Raw genomic sequence first — 20,262 nt, 5'->3', positions numbered from 1 at the left:
AGGATCGCGCGGCGATCCTGGTTTCGCCGCGCGATATCGTGCGGCGACGCCGAGATCGTGCGGCGCTCTCGGGTCAGTCGGTGGCGGGAGCCTCGCGGGCGGCGCGCGCCTGGCGGCGGCGGTCGACGGCCTTCTTCGCGGCGCCGGCGGCCTTGCGGACCACCTTCGTCGCGCGGCGGTTGACCTTCTGCGCCCCCTCGAACTCGCTGCCGAGGATGCCGAGGCCGCCGAGCGCGATCAGCGCGCCCGGTCCGGGCAGCGGCATCATCACGACGCCGAGCGCGACGGTCGTGCCGCCGACCACGCCGACGCCCGTGCGGTAGACCTTGTCCGCCTTCGGGTTGCGGCGGATCGCCTCGCGCCCGCCGACGAACGCCGAGCCCGCGGCGCGGCCGAGCGCGGCGCCGGCGCGGCGGGCGGTCGACGGGGTCGTTCCGGCGGAGGCGGGTCGCTGCGGCTCGTCGCTCATGCGCGCACGCTAGCCCCGCCCTCTGCGCGCGCCCCGTGAGTCTCGCCGCGTCCGTTCGCTCGCGGGGTTCGCATCCACTGGACCCGAGGGTGGCCACGAATGCCCGCTCGCACCGGCGCGCCGCGTGCATCCCTGGCCACCCACGAGACGCGCGCGCCCGAGGGTGGCCACGAATGCCCACCGCGGGCGGCGTGTCGCGTGCATTCGCGGCCACCCACGCATCGGCGCGCCCGCTCACGAGCTCACGCGATCTCGGCCAGCTCCTCCGCACCGAGCGCGATCGGGTTGCGCGAGACCGACGCGTAGGCGCGGGCCAGCGCATCCACGCCCCGCTCGAGCTCCTCGGGCGGATACGAGAACGGGATGCGCAGGAACCGCTCGAACACCCCGTCGATGCCGAAGCGCGGTCCGGCGGCGATGATGAGCCCCTCCGCGCGGGCGGCCAGGGCGATCTGCGAGCTGATCGGCGCGCCGAGGCTGACCCACGCGGTGAGCCCGCCGGGCACCTCGGGCATGCGCCAGGTGGGCAGCTTGCGGCGCAGCTGCGCGGCGAGCTGGTCGCGGCCGGCGCGCAGCTGGGCGCGGCGACCGGCGAGGATGCCATCCATGTCGGGCATGAGCTCGGCGACGATGAGCTGGTCGAGCACGGGCGTGCCGAGGTCGCCCGAGAAGCGGATGCGCGCGATGCGCTGCAGGTCGTCGCGGCTGGCGCGGATCCACCCGATGCGCAGCCCGCCCCACACGCTCTTGCCGACCGAGCCGATCGTGATCGCGTCGCCGAGCGTGGCGAACGGCGGCGGAGAGACGGTGCCGTCGAGCTCCATCTCGGCCATCGTCTCGTCGACCACGAGGCGGGTGCCCTGCCGCGCCGCGGTGGCGACCAGGCGCTGACGCTGGTCGAGCGGCATCCGGCGTCCGGTCGGGTTGTGCGTGTCGGGCATGAGGTAGGCGAGGCTCGGGCTGGTGCGCTGCAGCGCCTGCTGCAGCGCGGGCTCGTCCCAGCCGTCGTCGCTCGTCACGGCGACCTGCACGAGGCGGCCGCCCGCGGCGCGCATCGCCTCGAAGGCGTGCGGGTAGCTGGGCGACTCGACGAGCACGCGATCGCCGCGCGCGACGAAGGCGCGGGCGACGAGCGAGATGGCGTGCTGCGCGCCGATCGTGACCATGACCTCGTCGGGGCTGGTCGGCAGTCCGCGGCGCTCGTAGCGGCGGGCGATCTGCTCGCGCAGCGCGAGCACGCCGTAGGGGTCGTAGCCCGATTCGCCGAGGAACCCGGGCAGCTTGGCGGTCGCCCGGTTCGCATAGGTCGCGACGCCCGGGATGGCCGGCAGCGTCGCCTTCGAGAAGTCGAGCAGGTCGTCGGCCGGCTCGGGTGCGGTCGTGGCCGAGGGATGCGGCAGGCGAGCGACGCTGCCCGAGCCGCGCAGGCTCTCGATGTGGCCGCTCTCGCGCAGCGCCGCATAGGCGCTCGACACGGTCGTGCGCGAGACGCTCAGCGCGTGGGCGAGCTCGCGCTCGGCGGGCAGGCGGGTGCCGAGCGGGATGCGCCCGTCGACGACGAGCAGCCGGATGCGGTCGGCCAGTGATTGGTACGCCGCACCGGCACCGGAGAGACGCCAGCCGGTCAGGAAGGTGGCCAAAGAGCGCGCGGACAGGGTCGCCATGCCGCCACGGTAGAGCAATTGGCTATGGATCACCAGGCCAATGCCGGGATTGGATATCCACCATGACCTCGACCGACCCCCGCGACGACGCCCGCCCCGTGGCGGCCGGCGACGCCGACGCGACCCGCGCATCCCGCCGCCCGCTGCTGCCCCGCACGCGCCGCGCCATCTGGGTGCGCCGCTTCGTGCAGCTGGGCGTCGGCGTCTTCCTCTACGGCATCGCGATCGCGATGATGGTGCGCGCCGGCGTCGGCGTCGCCCCGTGGGACGTTCTGACCCAGGGCCTCGCCCGCACGACCGGCCTCGCCTTCGGCCTGCTGACGATCATCGTCGGCGCGATCGTGCTGGCCCTCTGGATCCCGATCAAGCAGAAGCCCGGCATCGGCACCGTCGTCAACATCGTCTTCGTCGGCCTCTCGGCCGAGGTCGGCTTCGCGCTCATCCCCGTGCTCGACACCGCGTCGCTCGGCTCGCTGTGGATTCGCATTCCCCTGTTCGCGGCCGGACTCGTCGTGCTGGCGATCGCGACCGGCCTCTACGTGGGCGCCCGTCTCGGACCGGGACCGCGCGACGGGCTCATGACCGGCCTCGTCGCGCGCACCGGATGGCCCGTGTGGATCGTGCGCACCGGCATCGAGGTCGTCGTCGTGGCGGTCGGCTGGCTGCTCGGCGGCAACGTGGGCATCGGCACGATCGCGTTCGCGGTGCTGATCGGACCGCTGATCGGCATCTTCCTGCCCCGGATGCGCGTGCCCGAGCCCGAGGGCGGCGCCGCCGTCGCGTCGGCGGACCCCCGATTGGCATCGGCCGCGTCTTCCGCCGCCGAACTCGCCACCGAGGCGGCCGTCGAGCAGGCCGCCGCTGGAACCGCGCGGCCGAGCACGAACCCGGCCTGAGCCGGCGCGGCGCGCTCTCGTCCGTCGCGGGCGGGCGCGCGCCGCGCATCCCGACCCGGAGGGGCGGACCGTGCAGGGATCCGCCCCTCCGACCTCTCTCCGCTCAGTAGCGCGCTCGGCTCAGTCGCGCTCGGGGCTCAGACCTCCCCGCGCACCCCCGCCGCATACGCGGCGAGCGCGTCGCGCACGAACCGGGCACCCGCATCCCCGCCGTAGTTCGCGGCGAAGCGCTCGTCGGCGACGTACATCTCGCCGAGCCCCGTCAGGTACTTCGGCGACGGGCCGTCGGGGTAGCCGGGCGTGCCCGGGATGCCGGCCAGCCAGTCGGCGTGACGTGCCGCGAGCGCCTGCGCCTCGGCCGACGCGGGGTCGATGCCGGCCGCGGCGGCCGCCGTCCAGTCCGCGGCGAGCGCGGCCTGACGTGCCTGCCAGTCCTTCTTCTCCTGCGGCGACTTCGACTCCCACCACGCCGCCGAGTCGGCCGCGGCGCGGGCACCCCAGCGCCGCTCCACCTCTTCGCGGTGCTGCGTGTGATCGAATCCGTCGAACATGTCCTCCGCCATCAGCGGCTCTCCTCTCTCTCGGGCGCGGATCGTGTGCTCGACCGCGGCGATGCGCCGGTCGAGGCGCTCGCGTTCCTGCTCGAGCCATCCGCGGTGGGTGCGCAGCGCATCCACGTCGTCGCCCTGCAGCGCCGCCGCGATCGCCGGGATGCCGAGCCCGAGCTCGCGCAGCAGCAGGATGCGCTGCAGCCGCACGAGCGCGGCGTCGCCGTAGTAGCGGTAGCCGTTCGCGCCGACGCGCGTCGGCCGCAGCAGTCCGATCTGGTCGTAGTGCCGCAGGGTGCGGCTGGTGGTCCCGGCGAGCCGGGCGATCTGCTGGATGCTCCACTCCATCGCCGCGCTCCTTCCTGCTTGTCGTGCATTCACGCTAGGAGTTGACGTTGCGTCAACGTCAAACCCCGGTGACGAGCGAATGCTGGCGAACGGCTTGCGCACCACCGAGACGCGATATATCGTGACCTCACCGCATACGCGATATATCTCGAAAGGACGGGGCGCATGGCCCAGGAGAAGTGGCTCGTCGACGGCCCCAAGACGATCGACATCGAGCGCGTCCGCGCGCTCAAGGTGGGACTCATCGGCGGACAGGTCGACATCGTCGCCCACGACGAGCCGGGCGCCCGCATCGAGGTGCACTCGGTCGACGGCAAGCCGCTCAAGATCTCGATCGACGGCGACCGTCTCGAGATCGACCACCCGCAGCTCGGCTGGGACAACTTCCTCGACGTCTTCCGCAGCTTCCACGAGCGCGACCGGGCCGACGTCAGCGTCATGGTCCCCCGCCAGGTCGCCCTGAAGCTCGGCGTGGTCAACGCGACCGCGCTGATCAGCGGCATCCGCGACGACGCGAGCCTCTCGACCGTCAACGGCGACGTCGTGGTCGACGGCGTCGAGGGCGACATCAGCCTCAATTCGGTCAATGGCGAGATCAGCGTGCGCGACCACCACGGTCGCGTGAACGCCAAGACCGTCAACGGCGAGATCACGGTCGCGGGCGAGCTCGCCTCGCTCGGCGCCGACAGCGTCTCGGCCGACGTCTACGTGGATGTCGCCGGCATCCCCGACCAGGTGCGCATCAACACGGTCAGCGGCGCTGTCGCCGCCCGACTGGATGCGGGGGTCCCCGCGCAGTACACGATCGGCACCGTGAGCGGTCGCCTGCAGCTCGACCAGTCGGAGATCACCGGCGTGCGCGGCCGCTACGTCGGCCGCTACGGCGAGCTCGACCGCCGCTGGGTCGATGTGAAGGTCAACACGGTCAGCGGCGCGATCGACGTCGTCCACCGCGTCGCGGCGACGACCGCCCCGGCCCAGTCGGCCGCCGCCCCCGCCGATGCCACCGCATCCGCCGCCACCGCATCAACTGCGACCGCCGACGCCGCGCACGACACCGCCGCCGCTCCCGACCAGCACCCGGAGGCCGACGCGTGAGCCCCGCCGTCTTCGCGCACGGACACCTGCGCCTCTACCTGCTGAGCCTGCTCGCCGAGCGCTCGATGCACGGCTACGAGCTCATCCACGCGCTCAGCGACCGCTTCGGCGGAACCTACGTGCCGAGCGCCGGCACCATCTACCCGCGCCTCGCGAAGCTCGAGGAGGACGGCATGGTCACCAAGCAGCCCGACGGCCGCAAGACCGTCTACGCCATCACCGACGCCGGCCGCGCCGAGCTCGCCGAGCGCGAGCACGAGCTCGACCAGGTCGAGAACGACGTGACCGACACCGTGCGCCGGCTGGCCGACGAGGTGCGCTCGAGCGTCGACGGCGCCATGAAGAGCCTGCGCGCCGAGCTCGCCGCCGCCGCACGCGAGGCCCGCACCGATGCCCGCTCGGCCGGGTACGTCAACCGGGATGCGGAGTGGCAGGCGCGCTTCGGCGACCGGGCCGGCACGACGGGCAGCTCCGGGGCGGCGACCGCGACCGGCACGAGCGCCGACGCAGACTCGGGCGCGGGTACCGCCGGCGGCTCCGCCACGACGAGCACCGCCGGTCGCGTCGACGCGCGCAGCGCATCCCAGGCGCACCTGCACGAGGCCGAGGCGGCGATCACCGACTTCCGGCAGCAGCTGCGCACCGATCTGCGTCGTGCCGCCGCCCGGGGCGAGCTCGCCGCCGACACCGTGGATGCGCTCCGCACGGGTCTCGCGGCCCTCGCCGCCGACCTGCGCCGCACCCTGCGCTGAGCCGCGCGGCACCCGCCGCCGCCGACGACGGGTGTCGCGCATCCGGCCCGCGGCCCGATCCGCAACCTGAACGCGAGCCGCACACCCGCCGCACGGCCCGGAACACGGGCTTTGACGCGAAACCGGGGCGGAGTACTGTCTCCCCTCGTGACTGACGCGAGTGCCGAGGAACATCGGTCTCCCAAGAGCTGGATCATCGGCGAGCCGCTCCCCTCCGACAAGATCGAGGGCCAGCTGCTGCCGAAGAAGTTCGCCCTGCCGATCTTCTCCAGCGACGCGCTCTCGTCAGTGGCCTACGCCCCGCAGGAGCTCATGATGATCCTGCTGCTCGGCGGGCTCAGCTTCCTGGCGTTCACGCCGTGGGTCGCGGCGGCCGTCGTGCTGCTGATGCTGATCGTGGTGGTGTCGTACCGCCTGCTCATCAAGGCCTACCCCTCGGGCGGCGGCGACTACGAGGTCGCCTCCACGAACCTGGGCGAGAAGGCGGGACTGGTCGTCGCCTCGGCGCTGCTGGTCGACTACATCATGACCGTCGCCGTGTCGGTCTCGTCGGGCGTCGACAACATCATCTCGGCGTTTCCCGAGCTGAATCCGTTCCGGGTCGAGATCGCCGTGGGGTTCATCATCGTGCTCGCCGCCGTCAACCTGCGCGGCGTCAGCGAGTCGAGCAAGGCCTTCGCGGTGCCGACCTACCTCTTCGTCGCGAGCATCGTCGTGCTGATCGTCACCGGTCTGGTGCGCACGCTGCTGGGCGACGCGCCTGTCGCCGAGAGCGCCGACTACACGGTGAAGGGCGAAGAGCTCACGCAGGCGGCCATCCTGATGCTGCTGCTGCGCTCCTTCTCGAGTGGATGCTCGGCCCTCACGGGCGTAGAGGCGATCTCGAACGGCGTGCAGGCGTTCCGCCGTCCGAAGATCCAGAACGCGCAGCGCACGCTGGTGATGATGGGCTCGATCGCCATCACCCTGTTCATCGGCCTCACCGCGCTCGCGCTGATCTCGGGCGTGCACTACGCCGAGCGCGCCTGCGACCTGGTCGGCTTCGTCGACTGCGAGAGCACCCCGCAGCGCAGCATGATCGCGCAGATCGCGGCCGCGACCTTCGGCAACAACTCGATCCTGTTCTTCGTGGTGCAGGCGGCGACGGCGGCGATCCTGCTGCTCGCGGCCAACACCGCGTTCAACGGATTCCCGCTGCTCGGCTCGGTTCTGGCCCGCGACAAGTACGCCCCCAAGTCGCTCGGCACCCGCGGCGACCGCCTCATCTTCAGCAACGGCGTGATCGCGATGGCGGTCGCGGCATCCGTGATCATGATCGTGTTCCAGGCGAACGTGACCCAGCTCATCCAGCTGTACATCATCGGCGTCTTCGTCTCGTTCACCCTCGGCCAGATCGGCATGATCAAGCACTGGCGTGGGCTGCTCCGCGACGGGGCCACGGGGCAGGGGCCGATCCCGCTCTACCTGGCGGTCAACGCGGTCGGTGCGCTCGTGACCTTCTCGGTGCTCGTGATCGTGACGATCACGAAGTTCACGCACGGCGCCTATCTCGTCTACATCGTCATGCCCATCCTGTTCCTGCTGATGATGGGCGTGAACCGCTACTACCGCGACGTGGAGCGCGAGGTCGAGGTCGATCCCGACACGACCTTCGGCGCCACCGGCGACCACGCGATCGTGCTCGTCGGGCGCATGCAGAAGCCCGTGCTCAAGGCCCTCGACTACGCGATCGCCGCCCGTCACGGCTCGATCGAGGCCGTGCACGTGTCGATCGACGACGAGTCGAGCCGGCAGCTCGAGCGAGAGTGGGCCGAGCACGGCATCGAGGTGCCGCTGACGGTGCTCTCGTCGCCGTACCGCGACATCAGCCTGCCGCTGATCAAGTACATCAAGAGGCACCGGGCCGAGCACGGCGCCGAGGTCGTCACCGTCTACACGCCGCAGTACATCGTCGGCCACTGGTGGGAGGCGCTGCTGCACAATCACAAGGCCCGCCGCATCCGCCAGAAGCTCATGCTCGTGCACGGCGTGATGGTGGCGATCGTGCCGTGGCTGCTCGACAGCTCCGACCTGATCTACGGCCGCCGCTCGCGCGCGCTGCCCGGTGACGTGCGCCGCGGCGAGCCGCGCCGCGGTGTCGCCCCGCGCCGCCCGCTGCCGCCCGCCGGTCTGCGCACGGGCCGGGACGCCGCCCAGCGCCGTGAGGCCAGCGCCCGCCGCAACGACCCCACCATCACCGCGACGCGTCCGATGCGCTGGGACGACCCGACCTCGGTGCACGACGCCGAGCGCGAGGCGGCCGAGTCGGCCGCCGACCGCCTGCAGAACGGCGACTGAGCGGGCGTCTGAGCGAGCCCTGCCTGTGCAGGATCGCGCGGCGATCCGGGCTTCGCCGCACGATATCGCGCAGCGAAACCGAGATCGTGCGGCGACGACGCGGCTCCCCCGGGGATGCCGGCACGAGATCGGTCGGCCGACCGGCTCAGTCGAGCGAGGAGAGCGTCGCGATGACCTGACGCGCGATCGTGCGCCCGGCTCGGTTCGCCCCGATGGTGGATGCGGCGGGCCCGTACCCCGCGAAGAACACCCGTGAGTTGCGCCACGAGGCGCCCTGCCCGACCGTGATGCCGCCCGCCTTCTCGCGCAGCTTCAGCGGAGCCAGGTGGCGCAGCTCGGGCCGGAACCCGGTAGCCCAGATGATCGCATCCACCGGCAGCGAGCGTCCGTCGGGCAGCTGCACGCCGTGCGGCTCGACGCGGGTGAACATCGGCTGAGCCACGAGCAGCCCGCGGTCGATGGCCGCCTGGATGCGCCGGCTGCGCGGCACGCCCGTCGTCGACACGATGCTCGGCAGCGCACGACCCTGGCGCGCGGCCTCGTCCTGCTGGCGCACCGACGAGCTGCCGGCCTCGATGTTCAGCTCCTGCTCCTCGAGGAACTCGATCGGCCGCCGCGAGAACCAGGTGACCTCGCCGGCGACCTTCTCCAGCTCCATGAGGAAGCCGATCGCACTGGTGCCGCCGCCGACCACGGCGACCCGCTGCCCGCGGAAGTCCTCCGCATCCCGGTAGTCGCTCGTGTGCACCTTGCGGCCCTGGAAGGTGTCGAGCCCCGGGTACCAGGGGATGAACGGGGCGCCCCAGGTGCCGGTCGCGTTGACCAGGATGCGCGTCGAGACCTGCTGGGCTCCGACGCCGTCGTCGAAGCTCACGGTGAAGCCGTCCATCATCCCGTCGACGCGCGTCACGTTCGCGGGGCGCACGACCTGCAGCCCGTAGTGCTGCTCGTACTGCGCGTAGTAGTCGGCCACGACGTCCTTCGCCGGCGCCTGCCGGTCGGCCGTGTCGAAGCTGAGGCCGAGCTCGTCCATGCCCGGCAGGTCGTTGACGCGGTGCGCGTAGCCGAGGCGCAGCGCCTCCCAGCGGAACTGCCACGCGCCGCCCGTTCCGGGCCCGCGGTCGAGCATGACGAAGTCGTTGCCGGCATCGAGCCCGAGACGTCGCAGATAGAACGCGACCGAGAGACCGGCCTGACCCGCCCCGACGATCACCACGGAGGTGTCGAAGGGCTGGCCGGTCACCGCACCAGAGTAGTCAGTCGTCGCCTGCGAGCGCGGCGAGAGACGGCAGTGGATGCGGGGCCTCCCGCCGGTTCGACGGCCCCGCCCCGGCGGCCTTCTGCGGCCCGCTCCCAGCGCGGCGTGAGGAAACCGTCATGGTAAACTCCCGGTCAGATTTGCAGTACTCATCCACCATCTGAAACCGAGGGGGTCGCGCATGGGGCGGGGCCGTCAGAAGGCGAAGCACACCAAGGTCGCTCGCGACCTGAAGTACTTCAGCCCAGACACGAACTACGGCGCTCTCGAGCGCGAGCTCTCCGGAAACCCGCGTCTCGAGGAGGACCTCGAGAAGTGGCCGGAGTACGCGGCCGGTGACGACGACCTCGACGAGGACGAGTCCAGGACCGCCTGAGCGGTTCCACGACTGCGGCGTCGGGCATCTGCCCGGCGCTTTTGTCGTGCCCGGGATGTTCGGCCGATGCTCGTCGTCGGGCTCGTCGCCGGCACCCCGGATGACCCGGATCCCTGCTCGCGGAATGCCCGCCGCATCCACCCGGTTGCCCTCGTCATGCCGTTGACCGGAGAGTACGCACCGTCCACCTCTGACTGGGCCCGCCAGCAGGCCGAGCTGATCGAGTCGTCGGGAGGCGCCGAGGGCAACGAGAACCGCGGACGCCCCGTGATCGTGCTGACGACCGTCGGCGCCAAGTCGGGGATGCTGCGCAAGACCGCGCTCATGCGCGTCGAGCACGAGGGCCGCTATGCGGTGATCGCCTCGCTCGGCGGGGCCCCGAAGCCGCCCGTCTGGTACTACAACGTCAAGAAGAACCCGCACGTCGAGCTGCAGGACCGCGACGTCAAGAAGGACTACACGGCCCGCGAGGTGCACGACGCCGAGCGCGCCGAGTGGTGGGAGCGCGCGGTCGCGACCTGGCCCGACTTCACCGAGTACCAGAAGAAGACCGACCGCCTCATCCAGGTCTTCGTGCTCGAGCCGCACGAGGGCTGAGCCGCGCCGGCGGGCGCCCGGCTGGCCGTCGTCAGCTGGCTGGGCCGGGCCCTATGGCTGGCTGACTTGCCCGGTCGGCTAGAAGTCGGCCGGCTGAGCCTCAGCGGATCGTGACGCCGTAGCCGGCGAGCGCGAAGCCGATCACGACGACGATCGCGACCACGATCCAGGTCAGGATCGACAGCACGTTCAGCGCGAGGCCCGTGATCGCGAACCCCTTCCCGGTGGGCTCCTTGCGCCACGACGCGGCGCCGAGCACGAGCCCGATCGGAGCGACGAGCCCGAACCCGCAGAACGCGATGATGCCGAGCACCATGCTCGCGATGCCCATCGCCCGCGAGCGCGCGGCGGATGCGGCGGCCGGCGCAGTGGTCGGCGGCAGCGCCGTCGCGACGAGCGGCAGCGGCGTGGATGCGGCGGGCTGGGGACTCGGGATCGCGTCCGCCGGCTGAGCGTTCGAGATGGGCGCGGCCGGTTCGGTGACGGCGCTCGCACCCGTCTCGGGCACGGCGGCGCTCGCGCGCCCCTTCGAGCTCCGTTTCTTCGCGGGGGCGTTGGCGACAGCGGGGGCGTTCGTGTCGGTCATGCCGCCGACGTTAGGAAGCGCATCCACGTCGCGGGGCCGTTGTCCCCGATCCGCGACACGACGCGACACCTTGCGACAGCGCCGACTGCTGTGACACGCGAAGAGCGTCCCTCGTTGCGGATGAGGGGCGACACCGAGGCTCAGCGGAGCCCGGCGTCCACGCTCATCCGAAACGGCGCACGCACACGGATTCGTGGCGCGCTCGTCGTTTCGGATGGCGCGCCCCTCGTTGCGGATGAGGGGCGACGCCGAGGCTCAGCGGAGCCCGGCGTCCACGCTCATCCGAAACGGCGCACGCACACGGATTCGTGGCGCGCTCGTCGTTTCGGATGGCGCGTCCCTCGTTTCGGATGAGGGGCGACGCCGAGGCTCAGCGGAGCCCGGCGTCCGGGCTCATCCGAAACGGCGCACGCACACGGATTCGTGGCGCGCTCGTCGTTTCGGATGGCGCGCCCCTCGTTGCGGATGAGGGGCGACGCCGAGGCCTCGGAGAGCTCGAGACCCGCACCCATCCGAATCCGCGCACGCGCACGCGTGCGGCGGGGCTCAGCCCGCGTACGCCCCTGCGAGGCGCACGGCGCCGCCGTCGACGCCCTTGGCGCCCTGCTCGAACGCGTCGGATCCCGATCCCGCGCCGCCCGACACGGCCGGGGTCTCGCCGAAGTTGACCCGACCGGCGACCCAGGCCGGCATCCCGTCGGCGGCGAGCGCCGAGATGATGCCCTCGGCGGCCGACGGCGCGGCCACGACGAACATGCCGATGCCGAGGTTCCAGGTGCCCTCGGTGCTCTCGAGGCTCTGGCCGCCCAGGTCGGCGAGCACACGGAACACAGGCGCCGGCGACCACGAGGCGCGGTCGAGCTCCGACCACGATCCGCGGGGCAGCACGCGCGCGAGGTTCGCCGCGATGCCGCCGCCGGTGACGTGCGAGATCGAGTGGATGCTCGACCCGAGCGCCGGGTCGGCGAGCAGCTTGAGCAGCGGCGAGGTGTAGAGGCGCGTCGGCTCGAGCAGCACCTCGCCGACGACGCCGCCGAGCTCGGCGGAGGTGTCGGAGAAGCCGATCGAGCGCGAGGCGAGGATGTGGCGCACGAGCGAGTAGCCGTTCGAGTGGAACCCGCTGGACTCGATCGCGATGACCACGTCGCCGTCGACCACGCGGTCGGCGCCGAGCACCGCATCCGCCTCGACCGCGCCGACCGCGGCGCCGGCGACGTCGTAGTCGTCGGGCCCGAGCAGGCCCGGGTGCTCGGCGGTCTCGCCGCCGACGAGGGCGGTGCCGGTGTCGGCGCAGGCGCGCGCGATGCCGGCGACGATGTCGGCGATGCGCTGCGGCACGACCTTTCCGCAGGCGATGTAGTCGGTCATGAACAGCGGCTTCGCGCCGACCACGACGATGTCGTCGACGACCATGCCGACGAGGTCCTGCCCGATCGTGTCGTGCTTGTCGATCGCCTGCGCGATCGCGACCTTGGTGCCGACGCCGTCGGTCGAGGTCGCCAGCAGCGGGCGCTCGTAGGCCTTGAGGAACGACACGTCGAACAGACCGGCGAAGCCGCCGACTCCGCCGAGCACCTCGGGTCCGTGCGTGCGGGCCACGGCCGACTTCATCAGCTCGACGGCGAGGTCGCCGGCGGCGGTGTCGACTCCGGCGGCGGCGTAGGGGTTCGCGGTGGCTTCCGTCACGGCATCCAGGGTACCGGGGCGCGGGATGCGGCCCGCCCCCCGCCCGCTTCTGCCGCGGGCGAACTCCCCGCCGCCGCGTCGCCCGCCCCGCCTACGCTGGCGGCATGCACACCGAGGGCAGCCGCAGCACCTGGCGCGCTCGCGAAGACGCCTCGCGCGACGTGCTGGTCGCGCTCTATCTGCGCGACGCGCTCGGCGTCGTCGACCCGTCGGGCCTGCCGCGCCTGCTCGGCACCGGGCTGCCGGCCGCGCCGACGCCGGCCGACGAGATGACCGGATGGGCGTGGATCCGGTGGTGGGTGTCGGTGGTCGAGCCCGACTCGCGCATCCCGGCCCTGCCCGAGCACGCGACGCCCGCGTGGGAGTCGGCCGTGCGCAGGCACCTCGACGACGCGCGCACCTGGGCCGACGTGGCGCACCAGGAGTACGGCATCCGCCTGGCCGAGCGGTCGTTCAGCGGCGAGACCGGCGACGCGGATGCGCTCGTGCTGACCGAGCTGGTCGCCGAGCGCGAGGCCGCGGCCGGCACGCACGCCGACTTCGACCTGCGCATCGAGGTGCTGCCGTTGACCACCGCCGGCATCTGGTGGATCGGCGACACCGCGATCGCGGTCGACGAGCTGCTGCGCGAGAAGCCCGACGACTACCGGGCCGCGCTCGCGCCGATCGTCGAGCGGCTGGTGCCGAGCGCGAGCGACGTCGCCCCGCCCGTCTGAGCCGGCCCATCTGAAGCGGGGCGAGTCGGATTACGGACCCGTCCGACCCGCCGCCAAGCCCGCGGACCGGTCCTCGCCGCACCCCGCCGAGCACCCCGGATGCGCGTGACAGCGGCCGCCCGGAATGGATGAGACAATCGACCGTACCCAGCCGGGTACGCGTCATCCCGCGTCCATCTGGAGTTGCATCCCTCGTGTGCGGCATCGTCGGCATCGTCTCTTCCGGCCCCGTCAACCAGCAGGTGTACGACAGCCTCTCGCTGCTGCAGCACCGCGGGCAGGACTCGACCGGCATCGCGACGAGCGAGGGCTCGATCATCCACGTGCAGAAGGCCAAGGGCCAGGTGCGCGAGGCGTACCGCACGCGTGACATGCGCTCGCTGCTCGGCACGATGGGCCTCGGCCACGTGCGCTACGCGACCCGCGGCGACGCGTCGAAGGAGCAGGAGGCGCAGCCCTTCTACGTCAACGCGCCCTACGGCATCGTGCTGGTGCACAACGGCAACCTGACGAACACGCGCGAGCTCACCGACGAGCTGTTCCGTATCGACCGCCGCCACCTCAACACGAGCTCCGACACCGAGCTGCTCGTGAACGTGCTGGCGCACGAGCTGCAGGCGCAGGTGCGCGGCACCGAGCTCGACCCCGGCCAGGTGTTCGACGCGATCTCGACGCTGCACCAGCGCGTCGAGGGCTCCTACGCCGCGATCGCGCTGATCGCCGGGCAGGGCCTGCTCGCGTTCCGCGACCCCTTCGGCATCCGCCCGCTCGTGCTGGGCAAGCGCAGCGAGAGCCTCGTCGGCACCGAGTGGATCGTGGCGAGCGAGTCGCTCGTGCTCGAGTCGGGCGGCTACGAGTTCGTGCGCGACGTCGCTCCCGGCGAGGCGATCTACATCGCCCGCAACGGCGAGATGTTCTCGCGCCAGTGCGCCGAGAACCCGCGCCTCATCCCCTGCTCGTTCGAATACGTCTACCTGGCCCGCCCCGACTCGGTCATGAACGGCATCTCGGTCTACGACGCGCGCCTGCGCCTCGGCGACCGTCTGGCCGACACGATCGCGGCGCACGCCCCGGCCGGCGACATCGACGTGGTCATGCCCATCCCGGATTCGTCGCGCCCGGCGGCCATGCAGGTGGCCCGCAAGCTCGGCATCGAGTACCGCGAGGGCTTCTACAAGAACCGCTACGTGGGCCGCACCTTCATCATGCCGGGGCAGGAGCAGCGCAAGAAGAGCGTCAAGCAGAAGCTGAACGCGATGTCGAGCGAGTTCCAGGGCAAGAACGTGCTGATCGTCGACGACTCGATCGTGCGCGGCACGACGTCGAAGGAGATCGTCGACATGGCCCGCGCGGCCGGCGCGAACTCGGTCACCTTCACGAGCGCGGCCCCGCCGGTGCGCTACCCGCACGTCTACGGCATCAACATGCCCAGCCGCGCGGAACTCGTCGCCTCGGGCCGCAAGATCCCCGAGATCGCGCTCGAGCTCGGCGCCGACAACCTGATCTACCAGGAGGTCGCCGACATGGAGTCGGCCATCCTCGAGGGCTCCGACATCGAGGCGCTCGAGAAGAGCTGCTTCACCGGCGAGTACATCACCGGCACCGTCACCCCCGAGTACCTCGAGTGGGTCGAGGCGAACCAGCTCAGCTGAGCCGGCTCCGGATGCGCGCCCCCGAACTCGGGGAGCACTCACCATCGCGCCCGTCGGCGGCATTGCCTAGGGTCGACTCGGCGGCCTCGCGCCGGCCCGGCATCGGCCCGGGCGGATGCGGCAGCGGGTCCGCCGGCAGACGAGGAGCGGGATGCCCGACAGCAGCGCGAACGACGACGCCGAGTTCCGTCCGCCGGTGACGCCCCCGGGCTCCGACGCGGCTGCGGAGCCCGAGCCGACGATCGTGCGCCCACGCTCGCCGTACGACGCGCCCGCCGCTCCCGCGCCCTCGCCCGGTCAGCCGGGCCAGCCCGCCGACGCCGCCGGCACGCCCGGCTTCGCCCCGCCGGGCTTCGGCTACGGCGCGAGCGCCCCCGCCGAGGGCCCCGCGACCGGAGCGCCCGCGCCCGGACGACGCGATCCCGGCCCGAATCCCTATGCCGAGAACGACGCGTCGGCGGCGCCGACGTCGGGCGGCTCCGGCGCCGGCGCCGCGGCCGGCAGCCCCTACGTCCCCGGATACGGCGGCGGCGCGACTGCCCCAGGCGGCTACGGCGGCCCGCCGTACCTCGGCGGCGCATCCGGAGCCTCGCCCTACGCCGCAGCCCCCGGACAGCCCGCGCCCTACGGCAGCCCGTACGGCTCCGCGGCCGGCAACCCCTACGGTGCGCCCGGCGGACCCGCTCCCTACGGAGCGCGCGGCGCCTACGGCTCGCCCTACGGCGGCGTCGCCCCGACGGCGTACCCCATGCCCGCCTACGCGGTCGCCTCGCGCGGCTCGGGCGAGAGCTCGTGGCTCGGCCTCACGGCGCTGATCTGCGGCATCATCGCGATCGTCACCGGCGTCATCCCGTTCGTGCACTTCGTCGCCGGGCTGCCCGCCCTGCTCGCGATCGTGTTCGGCGTGATCGGCATCATCCGCCTGCGCTTCCGCCGCTCGCTCGCGATCGTCGGCACCGTGCTCGGCGTGCTCGGCATGACGGCCTCGATCCTGTGGACCGTCGGGTTCTCGAGCTGGATCGGGTCGCTGCCCGACCAGGATCCCGGTTACACCTCGTCGAGCAGCCCCTACACCGGCTCGACGCCGGGCCAGGGACCGGACTTCAACGGCGGCAGCCTCGCCGACACCTTCGGCGACTTCACCCCGATCACCCAGACCGGCATCGGCGACGCGACCATCGACATCCCCGACGAGGCGCACTCGGGTCTCGTGACGATCGACTACGACGGCGACCGGCTGCTGCAGGCCGCGACCTACGACGACGCGGGCAACTACGTCGACGAGGTCATGTCGAGCCAGGGGGAGTACCACGGCACCTCGGTCTACGGCACCCGCAGTTACGGCAGCCAGTCCGACACCCTGGAGATCTCCGGCACCACCGGCACCTGGACGGTCACGATCTCGCCGATCTCGACCGCGAAGCCCGCGGCGCTGCCCGCATCGGGCCGCGGCGACATCGTGTTCGCCTACGACGGCGCCGGCGAGGACTGGGCGCTCGAGTACACGGGCGACAGCAACTTCATCGTCGAGCAGGTCACGACGGCCGGCGACCACGAGCTGCTGCTCAACGAGATCGACTCGGTGTCGAAGACGGTGACCCTCGTGGCGGGCCCGTCGATCATCCACATCGCCGCCTACAACGGCGACTGGACGGCGAGCGCGGCCTAGCGGGAGCGGGGCTCGTCGCCGGAGTCGGCGGCGGGCTCGGTCCCGGATGCCGGGTCGGCCTGAGTTCCGGGCTCGATCTCGGCGGAGGTCGGAGTCGCGGATGCCGCCGTCGCGTCGAGGGCGGGCTCCTCGTCCGCCTCGTCGGGCAGGTCGACGACCTCGTGCTCGACCACGACGTAGTGCGCGCGACGACGCGAGACGCGGTCGGCGATCAGGCCGACGATCGCGCCGACGAGCACGCCGAGCGTGACGCCGTAGATCGCGAAGTAGCCGGCCGTGGCGGCGAAGCCGACCGAGGGGTCGGCCTTCTGCGTGCTGGTCAGGATCAGCGACACCAGCACGCCGACGATGGCGCCGAGACCCATGAACACGCTGAGCTTCGGAGCCCGGCGGATGCGCACCCGCTGCTCGGCGGGAGCCGCGGGCTCGGCCGGGCTGGAGTCGTCGCGCGGGTCGGTCACGCCTCCATTGTCGCCGACCGCGCTGGGCGCTCTGACCACGCGCGGTCGCCCATCAGACGGCGGAGCCGCCCCAGGCGAGCGGCAGCACCTCGGTGAGGTCGGCGCGCGAGCCCGAAGCCGAGACCTCCGCGGCGGCGAGCGCCGCATCCCAGCTCTGCGCCCCGGTGGCGAGGGCGATCCAGGTGGATGCGCTCATCTCGACCACGTTGGGCGGCGTGCCGCGGGTGTGACGCGGCCCCTCGATCGCCTGGGTCGCGCCGAAGGGCGGCACGCGCACCTCGACGCTGTTGCCCGGGGCCGTGTCGGCGAGCAGCTGCAGCAGGTAGCGCACGGCGAGTGCCGTGGTGTCGCGCTCGACGGGCGCCGCGTCCGCGCCGTCGGCGGCAGTCGCAGCGGCGGTCACGGCGCGCACCGCGGCCTCGCCGTCGGAGGCGGTGATGCGGGCTCGAGCCATGCGTCCACGCTAGCCCGGTGGATGCGCATCCACTGCCCCGTGCCGGCTCAGTCGAGCCGCGGCAGCGCCGACTGCACCACGACCCAGGGGCGCACCTCGACGCGCAGGTGCCCCTCGGCGACGGCCGGGTCGGCCTGGGCGCGGGCCAGCAGCGCGGCGCCGTCGATGCCGCGCACGAGCGTGAGCTCCTCGCCGTCGGCGCCCGGCAGCGATCCCGCGGCCACGAGCAGACCGTCGTCCACGAGCCCGGCCTGGAAGGCGCGATGCCCGGCGAACCACGGCTGCAGCGTCTTGGGCCGGCTGCGGTCGGACGACGCCCCCTCGGTGTGCACGAGAAGCAGCCAGGTCTCGGGCGCCCGCACGTGCGAGCCCCGCGCATCACTCATGGGTTCGAGCGTATCGGCGTGCGCCGTTAGGCTGTGCCGGTGCGAATCCTCGTTCTCGGCTCCGGGGCGCGCGAGCACGCGATCGTGCGTGCCCTGCTGCGTGACCAGACTTCCGACGGCCCTGCCCACGAGGTGATCGCCGCCCCCGGCAACGCCGGCATCGCGGCGCTCGTCGAGACCGTGAAGCTCGACGCGTCGAACGGCCGCCTCGTGGCCGACTACGCCCGCGACTCCGAGGTCGACCTCGTCGTCATCGGGCCCGAGGCCCCGCTCGTGGCGGGCGTCGGCGACGCGCTGCGCCGCTACGGCATCCCCGTCTTCGGCCCCGACAAGGCGGCCGCCGCGCTCGAGGGCTCGAAGAGCTTCGCGAAGCGGATCATGCAGGCCGCTCAGGTGCCGACCGGCGGCGCCGTGCACGCCGACACGATCGACGAGGTCGCCGAGGCCCTCGACCGCTTCGGCGCCCCGCACGTCGTCAAGGCCGACGGCCTCGCCGCGGGCAAGGGCGTGCTCGTCACCGACGACCGTCAGGCGGCGATCGACCACGCCTCCTTCTACCTGCAGCAGGGCGGGGTGCTGATCGAGGAGCACCTGTCGGGCCCCGAGGTCTCGCTGTTCCTGCTGGCCGACGGCCACGACGTGCTGCCGCTCAGCCCCGCGCAGGACTTCAAGCGCGTCTTCGACGGGGATGCCGGCCCCAACACCGGCGGCATGGGCGCCTACTCCCCGCTGCCGTGGCTCAGCGACCGCTGGCCGAGCGAGGCCGACTTCGTCGACGAGGTCGTCGATCGCGTCGCCCTCCCGACCGTGCGCCAGCTCGAGGCCGAGGGCACGCCCTTCGTGGGTCTGCTCTACTGCGGCCTCATCATCACGGCTGAGGGCATCCGCGTGATCGAGTTCAACGCCCGCTTCGGCGACCCCGAGACGCAGGTCGTGCTGCCGCGCCTCGAGAGCTCGCTCGCCGAGCTCATCACGGCGGCGGCGACCGGCGGCCTCGGCCGTCTGCCGTATCCGAAGTTCAGCCCCGAGGTCGCCGTCACGGTCGTGCTGGCCAGCGAGGGCTACCCCGAGAACCCGATCACGGGTCGCCCGATCCGCGGTCTCGCGGCGCTCGAGGCCGAGCTGCCCGAGGGCGTCACGGTCGATCACGCGGCGACCACGCTCGTCGACGGCGAGTACGTCGCCACCGGCGGGCGCGTGCTGAGCGTCGTCGCCCGCGGCGCCGACTTCGCGGCGGCGCGCGAGCGCGCCTACGCCGCGCTCGGCCGCCTCGACCTCGAGGGCGGGCACTTCCGCACCGACATCGCGGCCCGGGTCGCGCAGTGAGCGACGGCGCGGGCACGGCCGACGCGGGCGCTGTCATCCCGACCGGCGGCGACCCGCGCCTCGCCGAACTCGGCTGGGCTCACGTCTACTCCGGCAAGGTGCGCGACCTCTACCGCCACGACGCCCATCCGAACCGGATGCTCGTGGTCGCGACCGACCGCGTCAGCGCTTTCGACTTCGTGCTCGAGCCCGGCATCCCGGGCAAGGGCGCCGAGCTGACCAAGCTGAGCCGCTGGTGGTTCGCGCGTCTCGACGTGCCGAACCACCTCGACCCGGCCGGGCTGCCCGCCGACCTGCCGGCCGACGTCGCCGCGCGCGCGATGTTCGTGCGCGAGCTCGACATGTTCCCCATCGAAGCGGTCGTGCGCGGCTACCTCACCGGGTCGGGCTGGGTCGAGTACCAGCAGTCCCGCACCGTGTGCGGCATCCCGCTGCCCGACGGCCTCGGCGACGGCGACCGCCTGCCCGAGCCGATCTACACCCCCGCCTACAAGGCGCCCATGGGCGAGCACGACGAGAACATCAGCTTCGAGCGCACGGTCGAGCTGGTCGGCGAGGCGGATGCGACGGCGATCCGCGACCTCAGCGTCCGCATCTTCTCGGCCGCGTCCGAGCTCGCCGGCGAGCACGGCGTGATCGTCGCCGACACCAAGTTCGAGTTCGGCCGCGACGCCGCGACCGGCGAGATCGTGCTGGCCGACGAGGTGCTCACGAGCGACTCCAGCCGGTACTGGGATGCGGCGGGCTGGGCCGCCGGCGGACCGGACCGTCTCGCGAGCTTCGACAAGCAGATCGTGCGCGACTGGCTTTCGGCCCACTGGGACAAGCAGGGCACCCCTCCGATGCTCCCCGCTGAGATCGTCGAGCGCACGGCCGCGCGCTACCGCGAGCTGATCGAGCGCCTCGCCGGCTGAGCCGCGCGGGATCGCGACATCGCCCCCGCGTAACGCTCCGATTAATGGGGAGTCGTCCCCGTGTCGGAG

Annotated in this window: 20 protein-coding genes; 11 read left to right on the top strand and 9 right to left on the bottom strand. The window is 72.5% G+C overall.

From position 1 onward, the window contains the following. Window positions 1-73: 73 nt before the first annotated feature. Both FJ658_RS03155 and FJ658_RS03150 read right to left on the bottom strand, forming a co-directional pair. Window positions 74-469, bottom strand: coding sequence for a PGPGW domain-containing protein (locus tag FJ658_RS03155; protein ID WP_141143912.1), 396 nt, complete (start codon window positions 467-469; stop codon window positions 74-76). A 242-nt stretch (window positions 470-711) separates the two neighbouring features. Further along, window positions 712-2,133, bottom strand: a complete 1,422-nt coding sequence (locus FJ658_RS03150) for a PLP-dependent aminotransferase family protein (protein WP_141143911.1) — start codon at window positions 2,131-2,133, stop codon at window positions 712-714. A gap of 230 nt (window positions 2,134-2,363) precedes the next feature. On the opposite strand from FJ658_RS03150, the gene FJ658_RS03145 reads away from it, so the two are divergent. Then, window positions 2,364-3,029, top strand: coding sequence for a YitT family protein (locus FJ658_RS03145; protein ID WP_255447537.1), 666 nt, complete (start codon window positions 2,364-2,366; stop codon window positions 3,027-3,029). Between the two features lie 137 nt (window positions 3,030-3,166). Here the strand turns inward: FJ658_RS03145 and FJ658_RS03140 are convergent, their stop codons facing one another. Beyond that, window positions 3,167-3,925 (bottom strand): MerR family transcriptional regulator, encoded by a 759-nt coding sequence (locus tag FJ658_RS03140; RefSeq protein ID WP_141143910.1) that lies wholly within the window; start codon window positions 3,923-3,925, stop codon window positions 3,167-3,169. A 165-nt stretch (window positions 3,926-4,090) separates the two neighbouring features. Here FJ658_RS03140 and FJ658_RS03135 point away from each other — a divergent pair, with 165 nt between their 5' ends. The 3 genes from FJ658_RS03135 (at window position 4,091) to FJ658_RS03125 (ending at window position 8,112) form a co-directional block, all read left to right on the top strand. Beyond that, window positions 4,091-5,023 carry a DUF4097 family beta strand repeat-containing protein gene (locus FJ658_RS03135; protein ID WP_181408303.1) on the top strand — a complete coding sequence of 311 codons (933 nt, stop codon included), beginning with the start codon at window positions 4,091-4,093 and terminating at the stop codon, window positions 5,021-5,023. Beyond that, the gene (locus FJ658_RS03130) at window positions 5,020-5,775 is read left to right on the top strand and encodes a PadR family transcriptional regulator (protein ID WP_141143909.1); all 756 of its coding nucleotides are present in this window, start codon (window positions 5,020-5,022) and stop codon (window positions 5,773-5,775) included. Before FJ658_RS03135 ends, FJ658_RS03130 begins: the two co-directional genes overlap by 4 nt. A gap of 147 nt (window positions 5,776-5,922) precedes the next feature. Then, entirely contained in the window at window positions 5,923-8,112 is a 2,190-nt protein-coding gene (locus FJ658_RS03125; protein WP_255447525.1) for an APC family permease, read from the top strand. A 145-nt stretch (window positions 8,113-8,257) separates the two neighbouring features. On the opposite strand, the gene FJ658_RS03120 is transcribed toward FJ658_RS03125, so the two are convergent. Next, window positions 8,258-9,355 carry an NAD(P)-binding domain-containing protein gene (locus tag FJ658_RS03120; RefSeq protein ID WP_141143908.1) on the bottom strand — a complete coding sequence of 366 codons (1,098 nt, stop codon included), beginning with the start codon at window positions 9,353-9,355 and terminating at the stop codon, window positions 8,258-8,260. A gap of 196 nt (window positions 9,356-9,551) precedes the next feature. Here FJ658_RS03120 and FJ658_RS03115 point away from each other — a divergent pair, with 196 nt between their 5' ends. Both FJ658_RS03115 and FJ658_RS03110 read left to right on the top strand, forming a co-directional pair. After that, on the top strand, window positions 9,552-9,746 hold the full coding sequence (locus FJ658_RS03115) for a DUF3073 domain-containing protein (protein ID WP_141143907.1): 195 nt from the start codon (window positions 9,552-9,554) through the stop codon (window positions 9,744-9,746). Between the two features lie 156 nt (window positions 9,747-9,902). Further along, a complete protein-coding gene (locus FJ658_RS03110; RefSeq protein ID WP_141144005.1) occupies window positions 9,903-10,343 on the top strand; it encodes a nitroreductase family deazaflavin-dependent oxidoreductase in 441 nt (146 codons plus the stop codon). Between the two features lie 100 nt (window positions 10,344-10,443). Here the strand turns inward: FJ658_RS03110 and FJ658_RS03105 are convergent, their stop codons facing one another. Then, a complete protein-coding gene (locus FJ658_RS03105) occupies window positions 10,444-10,929 on the bottom strand; it encodes a DUF4190 domain-containing protein (RefSeq protein WP_141143906.1) in 486 nt (161 codons plus the stop codon). 546 nt (window positions 10,930-11,475) lie between these two features. Continuing rightward, window positions 11,476-12,615, bottom strand: coding sequence for a phosphoribosylformylglycinamidine cyclo-ligase (purM, locus tag FJ658_RS03100; RefSeq protein WP_141143905.1), 1,140 nt, complete (start codon window positions 12,613-12,615; stop codon window positions 11,476-11,478). 104 nt (window positions 12,616-12,719) lie between these two features. On the opposite strand from purM, the gene FJ658_RS03095 reads away from it, so the two are divergent. From FJ658_RS03095 to FJ658_RS16945, 3 genes are all read left to right on the top strand, one after another. Next, window positions 12,720-13,331 (top strand): hypothetical protein, encoded by a 612-nt coding sequence (locus FJ658_RS03095; protein ID WP_141143904.1) that lies wholly within the window; start codon window positions 12,720-12,722, stop codon window positions 13,329-13,331. A 194-nt stretch (window positions 13,332-13,525) separates the two neighbouring features. Further along, window positions 13,526-14,983 carry an amidophosphoribosyltransferase gene (gene purF / locus FJ658_RS03090; protein ID WP_141143903.1) on the top strand — a complete coding sequence of 486 codons (1,458 nt, stop codon included), beginning with the start codon at window positions 13,526-13,528 and terminating at the stop codon, window positions 14,981-14,983. Between the two features lie 151 nt (window positions 14,984-15,134). Then, a complete protein-coding gene (locus FJ658_RS16945) occupies window positions 15,135-16,652 on the top strand; it encodes a DUF4190 domain-containing protein (RefSeq protein ID WP_141143902.1) in 1,518 nt (505 codons plus the stop codon). On the opposite strand, the gene FJ658_RS03080 is transcribed toward FJ658_RS16945, so the two are convergent. The 3 genes from FJ658_RS03080 to FJ658_RS03070 are packed head-to-tail and all read right to left on the bottom strand — an operon-like array spanning window position 16,649 to window position 17,953. Next, entirely contained in the window at window positions 16,649-17,113 is a 465-nt protein-coding gene (locus FJ658_RS03080; protein ID WP_141143901.1) for a hypothetical protein, read from the bottom strand. The two genes, FJ658_RS16945 and FJ658_RS03080, sit on opposite strands and share 4 nt — an antisense overlap. 52 nt (window positions 17,114-17,165) lie before the next feature. Further along, on the bottom strand, window positions 17,166-17,567 hold the full coding sequence (locus FJ658_RS03075; protein WP_141143900.1) for a sterol carrier family protein: 402 nt from the start codon (window positions 17,565-17,567) through the stop codon (window positions 17,166-17,168). A gap of 47 nt (window positions 17,568-17,614) precedes the next feature. Continuing rightward, window positions 17,615-17,953: a YciI family protein gene (locus FJ658_RS03070; protein WP_141143899.1), complete on the bottom strand. Its 339-nt coding sequence runs from the start codon at window positions 17,951-17,953 to the stop codon at window positions 17,615-17,617. Window positions 17,954-17,992: 39 nt separating this feature from the next. Here FJ658_RS03070 and purD point away from each other — a divergent pair, with 39 nt between their 5' ends. Continuing rightward, on the top strand, window positions 17,993-19,279 hold the full coding sequence (purD, locus tag FJ658_RS03065) for a phosphoribosylamine--glycine ligase (RefSeq protein ID WP_141143898.1): 1,287 nt from the start codon (window positions 17,993-17,995) through the stop codon (window positions 19,277-19,279). A 35-nt stretch (window positions 19,280-19,314) separates the two neighbouring features. Continuing rightward, the gene (locus tag FJ658_RS03060; protein ID WP_141144004.1) at window positions 19,315-20,193 is read left to right on the top strand and encodes a phosphoribosylaminoimidazolesuccinocarboxamide synthase; all 879 of its coding nucleotides are present in this window, start codon (window positions 19,315-19,317) and stop codon (window positions 20,191-20,193) included. Window positions 20,194-20,262 lie beyond the last annotated feature (69 nt).

It is taken from the genome of Schumannella sp. 10F1B-5-1 (assembly GCF_006517535.1).
GTDB lineage: Bacteria > Actinomycetota > Actinomycetes > Actinomycetales > Microbacteriaceae > Schumannella.
The sequence above is the reverse complement of the archived record's forward strand: the minus strand, read 5'-3'. Positions and strand labels throughout refer to the sequence as shown.